Here is a 6,000-nt window from a genome sequence, read left to right as displayed (position 1 = left end):
CCAATATCTATTCTGCTCCAGCTCGGGAGGTTCTGGGAGTTGGCCATCCTTTAATTTTTCAATGTTTTCCGCAACGCCTTCCATCACCTCTCTCAAAATCGATTCTCCTTCCTTGTCCCCATATAGCCTCCTGGCCAGCCAGGGGAATTGATTAAGGATTACAGAATCAGACACTCTGGTAGAAAAATAGAAGCTATTATCAATCTCCGATAATTCTTCGATGATTTGCAGAGCCAATGTAGTCTTTCCTGTCCCTGCATTCCCCCTTATGATTAAGGAATGTCCACCCGGACTCAGCAGAAAGGACCTAAGCTCTTTAGGCAAATTTTCTTCCTTGGAGACCTCCATATGACATCTCCTATGCCTCAAGGAATTAATTCAACTTATATTATAAATCATGCCCCTTGATATCTAAGCTGATAATTCTAATTTCATTTGGTATCTTTTCATATAATCTAAAAAGAGAATCAGGTGAGATATCCAGAGTAGGATGATATCAGGTTATGATATCCCTTTAGATTTTTTTAATATCCAGTCGAGTGAAGACACTTGATCCAATTAAAATTCTCAAGTCTGATAAATGGTAACCACGTCTCTGCCTTTTATAAATCGGGCGGATGTTCGATTCCAATAATAAGCCCGATTGGAAGCGACGGAGGGCTGTGAGCACTCGTGAAACAGGATACCCAATTGGGCAAACCGAACAGCCTCGACCTAAGGAAAAAGTGCTCAAATGGCAAGCAGCAAGGAGAGAGCGTAAATGCACAAGAAAATGTGGATGAAGAAGGACAAGAGAGGTGAGATCGGCATCGGGACGATGATCGTCTTCATCGCCATGGTGCTGGTTGCCGCCGTAGCCGCGTCCGTCTTGATCAGCACTGCCAACCAGGTAAGGGAGCAAGCTCAGTCCACTGGTGACCAGGCTATTAACAACGTCGCTTCAGGATTCGTGGTTCAGGACGTTGTGGCACAAGTTAACCAGACAACAGGCAATACCATCGATAATCTAACAGTTTACATGCGACTTTCCGCTGGATCCCCGCCAATAAATCTGGACAATGTGGTCATCACACTGGTATGTGGTGACTTGAACATGTTCTTGGCTTATGGCGATACAGCGAGCGACAGCACATACAGCGCGGTGAGAAAGGTCAACATAGCGAACCTAGCCTGGACTGCTGGCAGTCATGTGGTTGGTCAGGGCGACATGATCCAGATAACCATAACCGCATCCGATCACTCTTTGGGAATAGGGTACAACACCTATGGTGAGCTGAAGATAATGCCCGCCTACGGTCAGGTCACCCTGATAAGCTTCCAGACTGGAGAGAGCTTTGGAAACGAGTATGTTAGCTTGAAGTGAGCTTTGTTCCCTGGAAGACTTTGCGCAAAACCATTTCCATTTTTATCATATTTTCTTCTTCTGAATCAAAATTACTAGGCAATTGCTATGAAAATAAGTATTGCAGAGCAGATAGGTTCATTTTTAAGATGAGTTCCTATGCGATCATATAAGGAAAAAGCGTAGTAAACCATTCAAACTTCAACAGATTAGCAGAAATCGCTTTTCTAATCTATTGATGTGGTCTTGAAAGCCTGAGCAAGCGAACAGCACTGAAAGGCAAGAATTCCTTTAAAATCTCTGTTCTTCTTTTTTTTCGAGTCCTCCTTCACATAGCCACAAGTATCATCAAATTAAAAGGTGAGACATGGAACCACTATATATTGGGGGGAGGGTATGGAGGAATAATGAGCCCCAAGGAGAGATTCCTAAATGCCCTGTCATTACAGAAGGTGGATCGGGTCCCAATAATGTATCAACACCTCGGGGGGTCGTTCCACTTACAAAACATTACTGGAATCACGATAGCTGAGGGGCTGAGGAGCGCTAGTAAGCACAAGCGCCTTTGCATGTCGGCTTTGACAGAGTTTGGATTCGATAATGTGATGGTCGGTTGGGGCGATCTCCTAGCTGAAGCGGAATCCTTGGGAGCGAAAGTGGTCTATGGGGACCAAAGATCTTATCCTATGGGAAAGGAAATCAATTCTGATGAAATAGAGATGCTTGAGCCTGTGGACCCAAAGGACGGCAGCATATGGTCTGTGCAACTGCAGGCAGCAAAGGAATTGCAAGAGGAAATAGGTGATGACGTTCTGGTAGTGGCCGCCATGAACGATCCATTTCTTGTGGCTAGCATGATTCGGGGGCTGGAAAACCTTCTCATGGATCAAATCGTGGAGCCAGAGAAAGCGCACAAAATCTTGGGTGTAGTCCTTACCACTTTGAAAGAAGGAGCAAGAATAATGCGAGAAGAGTGTGGCATCGATGTCATATTCCTTGGTGATGGTGTGGCTGACAGTTCGCAGAACGACTTGGTAAACAGCATCACATTCGATATTTCCTACTCATCAGAGCTAATCCGCTATATGAAAAGGCTGGGATTGAAAGTCATCCTAAGCAATTGCACGCTCAATGGATATGTAGAAGAGCAGATAAACAGATGCTCTCCTGATGCCATGCACATCGCTTCTGAAGGAAAAGCGTATGCACGCGCTATCGATTTGATTCGTGGTAAGAGGGGTCTCGTTGCTGGCATAAGTCCTACCCGCAAGATACTCGTCATGGCGCCCGATGAGATAGAGATGGAGGCGAGGAAGATCGTTCAGAACTTCGGCGACTCCCCTGGTCTGATTCTGGCATCGGCGGGAGAGATTACACCAGAGACGCCTCCTGAGAATATTCTGGCTTTGGCGCATTCCATTCGATAATAAATTAATCAATCTTAATATTAGTTTTTTAACAAAGCTAGGCGAATAAGTAGATTTTGATATCGTAAATTAATTAGAATAATAATGAAAAAATCTAAAATTATTTAATTATTAGAATTATTCTTAAGGAGCAACATCGTTTTGCAAGCAAGACGAATGGTAAGTCGATGAGGGGTTAGGCCTGGATTCGAGTTGAGTCGACTTCAAATGACACCATGCTCGATACAAATATAGGTTGAAGATTGACCATAGACCATATTTTTCGAATTTTAAACATCAGGATCAACACTGATTTTCTATTCCTGGACGGTGCCGAAATGAAAGATTTGATTGTGGTATCGGCCCATTAAAAGAAAGCGTTCATAATAATACCATTAACAATGAATGATTTTAGTTAGATGAATAGTGGACCGATCGGGATTTGAACCCGAGGCCTCCTGATTGCAAATCAGGCGATCTTCCGGTCTGATCTATCGGCCCTTTGGGATGCTGGAAATATCCAGATGGATAAATAGGTTTCTCATGAATATCACCGAGCTGATAGGCAATGAGTATTATTTCTCATAGGAACCACGCACTTATTCCTCATCGAAGCAAAGAAAAGTCATTAATAGGACTGGATGATAATCTAACAGAGGTTCTCATTCAAATCACAGTATTTCATTTGTTCGGATATTATTCTTCGATGTGGTTGATTTCTTGGCCTGGATGACGTCAATTCATCGATTTTCTTCTCTTTGATATAGAGAACCATTCAGTGTTTCTTTACTTGCATATCGCTCCTTCCGAGGCGGCCGAAACTAACTTGCGATATTTTCGCAGCATGCCAGAGGGTCTACGATCCACGACTTCCACCTTAGACAGTCGCTCTCTCATCTCCTCTTGCGATATCAATAAATCGATCCTCCTGGCAGGGATGTCTATCGAAATCTTGTCACCATCCTTAACAGCGGCAATAGGACCTTTGACGAATGCCTCAGGAGATATATGTCCTATGCAGGGTCCTCTGGTAGCGCCAGAGAACCTTCCATCCGTGATCAGGGCCACGGAATCAGAGAGCCCCATTCCCGCTATCAGGCTCGTGGGGGAGAGCATCTCTGGCATCCCAGGTCCGCCTTTCGGCCCTTCATAACGTATAACCACCACATCACCAGGTTTTATGTTCCCAGCCTTTATCGCCTTTATCGAATCCTGCTCAGAATCAAAGACTTTCGCGGTGCCAACGAATCGCATCATCTTTTCGCTAACCGCAGCTTGCTTGACGACGGAGCCCTGCGGCGCGAGATTTCCATAGAGCACGGCGATTCCTCCTTCCTTATGGAAGGGCCTGTCCAGTGGCCTTATCACATCCTCGTCGCTGATTATCGCCTCATCGCAGATCTGATAGATGCTCTTCCCATTTACTGTGGGGCGATCTGCCAAGAAAGGACGCAGGCGCTTCAATACGCCTGGAACTCCTCCTGCCCTATCCAAGTCCTCCATGAAATACGCACCTGAAGGCCTTATGCTCGTGATGTGAGGTATCTGCCTGGATATCTGATCGAAGAGGCGTAACTCGAGTTTAATCTCGAAATCTGCCGCTATGGCGGGAATATGAAGGGCGGTATTAGTACTGCCTCCTATCGCCATATCCAGACGTATGGCATTGAGAAAAGAATCGAGATTCACGATGTCTCTCGGCCTTATCCCTTGTCGCACCAACTCCACAATCCTTTTGCCGCTCTGCCTCGCGATTCTGCGCTTTATATCACTCCTTGCCAGAGACGTTCCACAACCGGTTAGGCTTAAACCCAACCCTTCGGTGAGGCACGCCATTGAATTGGCTGTGAACAAGCCTGCGCATGAGCCTTCCCCTGGACAAGCGAGGCATTCGATCTCCCTCACTTTATCCTCGCTGGCCTTGCCAGCAGCAAATTGACCAAGTGCCTCGAACACTGATTGGAGATCTAATTTTCCATTTGAGCCCTTACCAGCTTCCATCGGCCCGCCCGTAACGATGATGCATGATACATTCACCCTCCCAGCGGCCATGAGCATGCCAGGCGTAATCTTATCGCAATTCGTCACTCCCACCCAGCCATCCATGCAATGCGCCTGCACCATCAGCTCCACGCAATCCGAAATTACCTCCCGCGAGGCCAAAGAGAAGCGCATCCCTTCATGCCCCATGGCAATACCATCGCAGATCCCTGGCACACCAAAGGTAAATGGCACCCCACCGGCTTCGATTATTCCCTTTCGCACCTCCTCAACCAGCTCGTTTAAATGAACATGACCAGGAATTATGTCATTCCAGGAATTGGCGATACCGATGAAAGGGCGATCCATCTTCTCATCGTCTATTCCCGCGGCTCTAAGAAGACTACGACTCGGTGCCTTGTCCAGGCCTTTTTTTATGGTGTCACTGCGCATATGATGAACCAGCACCTCATGAACAGCGTCTCTAATGTAATTTTCCTAACCCATCGATTTCAAAAAATTAGTTTGGCTGAGAGCTCGATTCTCGACCCTTCCTCGATAATCAAGCACTGTTTGGCTGAGAGCGCAATAGTAACTATTTGTTAAAGTTTGGAAAACAGTTGAGTGGGGTTTAAGAGCGCAGCACGATCTCGATGTTCACGCCATCGGGGACCTGTATGCGCATAAGCTGGCGCAACGCCCTTTCATCAGCGTCCAAGTCGATCAACCGCTTGTGTATCCGCATCTCCCATCGATCCCAGGTCTCAGACCCTTCTCCATCAGGGGATTTGCGCACCGGAACCCTCAGATGCTTGGTTGGTAATGGTATTGGTCCTCTGATTGCCACTCCAGTCCTCTGGGAGATGGCCTTTATCTGGCCGCAGACGCTGTCGACCTTCTTGGGGTCTGTGCCGCTCAATGAGATCCTCGCACGTTGTGCCATGGAGATTCCTCAAAATTAGGAATAAGGGAAAGGGTTTAGGTCATCTCCCTCTTTTCCACCTCGATGCACATACCAGCCGCCACGGTCTGACCCATGTCTCGGATGGCAAACCTTCCCAATTGCGGGAAGTCCTTAGCCCTTTCAATTACCAAGGGCTTGGTAGGCTGTATCTTCACTATAGCCGCATCACCCGCCTTCAGGAATTGGGGATTCTCTTCCTTGACTTGACCAGTCTTGGGATCTAGCTTCTTCTGCAACTCGATGAAGGTGCATGCGACCTGGGCGGTGTGGCAGTGGAAGACTGGAGTGTACCCCACCGTGATGACCGA

7 protein-coding genes and 1 tRNA gene are annotated in these 6,000 nt (G+C 46.9%); 3 read left to right on the top strand and 5 right to left on the bottom strand.

Annotated elements, in window-relative coordinates:
* A partial coding sequence (gene gvpD / locus QW520_08920) for a gas vesicle protein GvpD P-loop domain-containing protein (GenBank protein ID MEM0449925.1) occupies positions 1-348 on the bottom strand: 348 nt, incomplete at its 3' end.
* Between the two features lie 324 nt (positions 349-672).
* Between gvpD and QW520_08915 the strand changes: the two genes are divergently transcribed.
* The 3 genes from QW520_08915 (at position 673) to QW520_08905 (ending at position 2,769) form a co-directional block, all read left to right on the top strand.
* Complete coding sequence (locus tag QW520_08915; GenBank protein ID MEM0449924.1) at positions 673-801, top strand: hypothetical protein; 129 nt, start codon at positions 673-675, stop codon at positions 799-801.
* Positions 761-1,363, top strand: coding sequence for an archaellin/type IV pilin N-terminal domain-containing protein (locus tag QW520_08910; GenBank protein ID MEM0449923.1), 603 nt, complete (start codon positions 761-763; stop codon positions 1,361-1,363). Before QW520_08915 ends, QW520_08910 begins: the two co-directional genes overlap by 41 nt.
* A gap of 386 nt (positions 1,364-1,749) precedes the next feature.
* On the top strand, positions 1,750-2,769 hold the full coding sequence (locus QW520_08905) for a uroporphyrinogen decarboxylase family protein (GenBank protein MEM0449922.1): 1,020 nt from the start codon (positions 1,750-1,752) through the stop codon (positions 2,767-2,769).
* Positions 2,770-3,175: 406 nt separating this feature from the next.
* Here the strand turns inward: QW520_08905 and QW520_08900 are convergent.
* From QW520_08900 to QW520_08885, 4 genes are all read right to left on the bottom strand, one after another.
* Positions 3,176-3,249 (bottom strand) — tRNA-Ala (locus QW520_08900).
* A 285-nt stretch (positions 3,250-3,534) separates the two neighbouring features.
* Positions 3,535-5,181, bottom strand: coding sequence for a dihydroxy-acid dehydratase (ilvD, locus tag QW520_08895; protein MEM0449921.1), 1,647 nt, complete (start codon positions 5,179-5,181; stop codon positions 3,535-3,537).
* A gap of 178 nt (positions 5,182-5,359) precedes the next feature.
* The gene (gene rpsJ / locus QW520_08890) at positions 5,360-5,671 is read right to left on the bottom strand and encodes a 30S ribosomal protein S10 (protein MEM0449920.1); all 312 of its coding nucleotides are present in this window, start codon (positions 5,669-5,671) and stop codon (positions 5,360-5,362) included.
* A 35-nt stretch (positions 5,672-5,706) separates the two neighbouring features.
* Positions 5,707-6,000 (bottom strand): elongation factor 1-alpha (locus QW520_08885; protein ID MEM0449919.1); only part of this gene is annotated, 294 nt, incomplete at its 5' end.

Source organism: Methanomassiliicoccales archaeon, from assembly GCA_038740345.1.
Taxonomy (GTDB): Archaea; Thermoplasmatota; Thermoplasmata; order Methanomassiliicoccales; family UBA472; genus JAJRAN01.
This window is presented reverse-complemented; position numbering and strand designations above follow the sequence as displayed.

Coding starts and splice junctions, on each gene's coding strand:
- QW520_08905 (MEM0449922.1), top strand. CDS start 1,750: ATGAGCCCCAAGGAGAGATTCCTAAATGCCCTGTCATTACAGAAGGTG.
- QW520_08910 (MEM0449923.1), top strand. CDS start 761: ATGCACAAGAAAATGTGGATGAAGAAGGACAAGAGAGGTGAGATCGGC.
- ilvD (MEM0449921.1), bottom strand. CDS start 5,181: ATGCGCAGTGACACCATAAAAAAAGGCCTGGACAAGGCACCGAGTCGT.
- rpsJ (MEM0449920.1), bottom strand. CDS start 5,671: ATGGCACAACGTGCGAGGATCTCATTGAGCGGCACAGACCCCAAGAAG.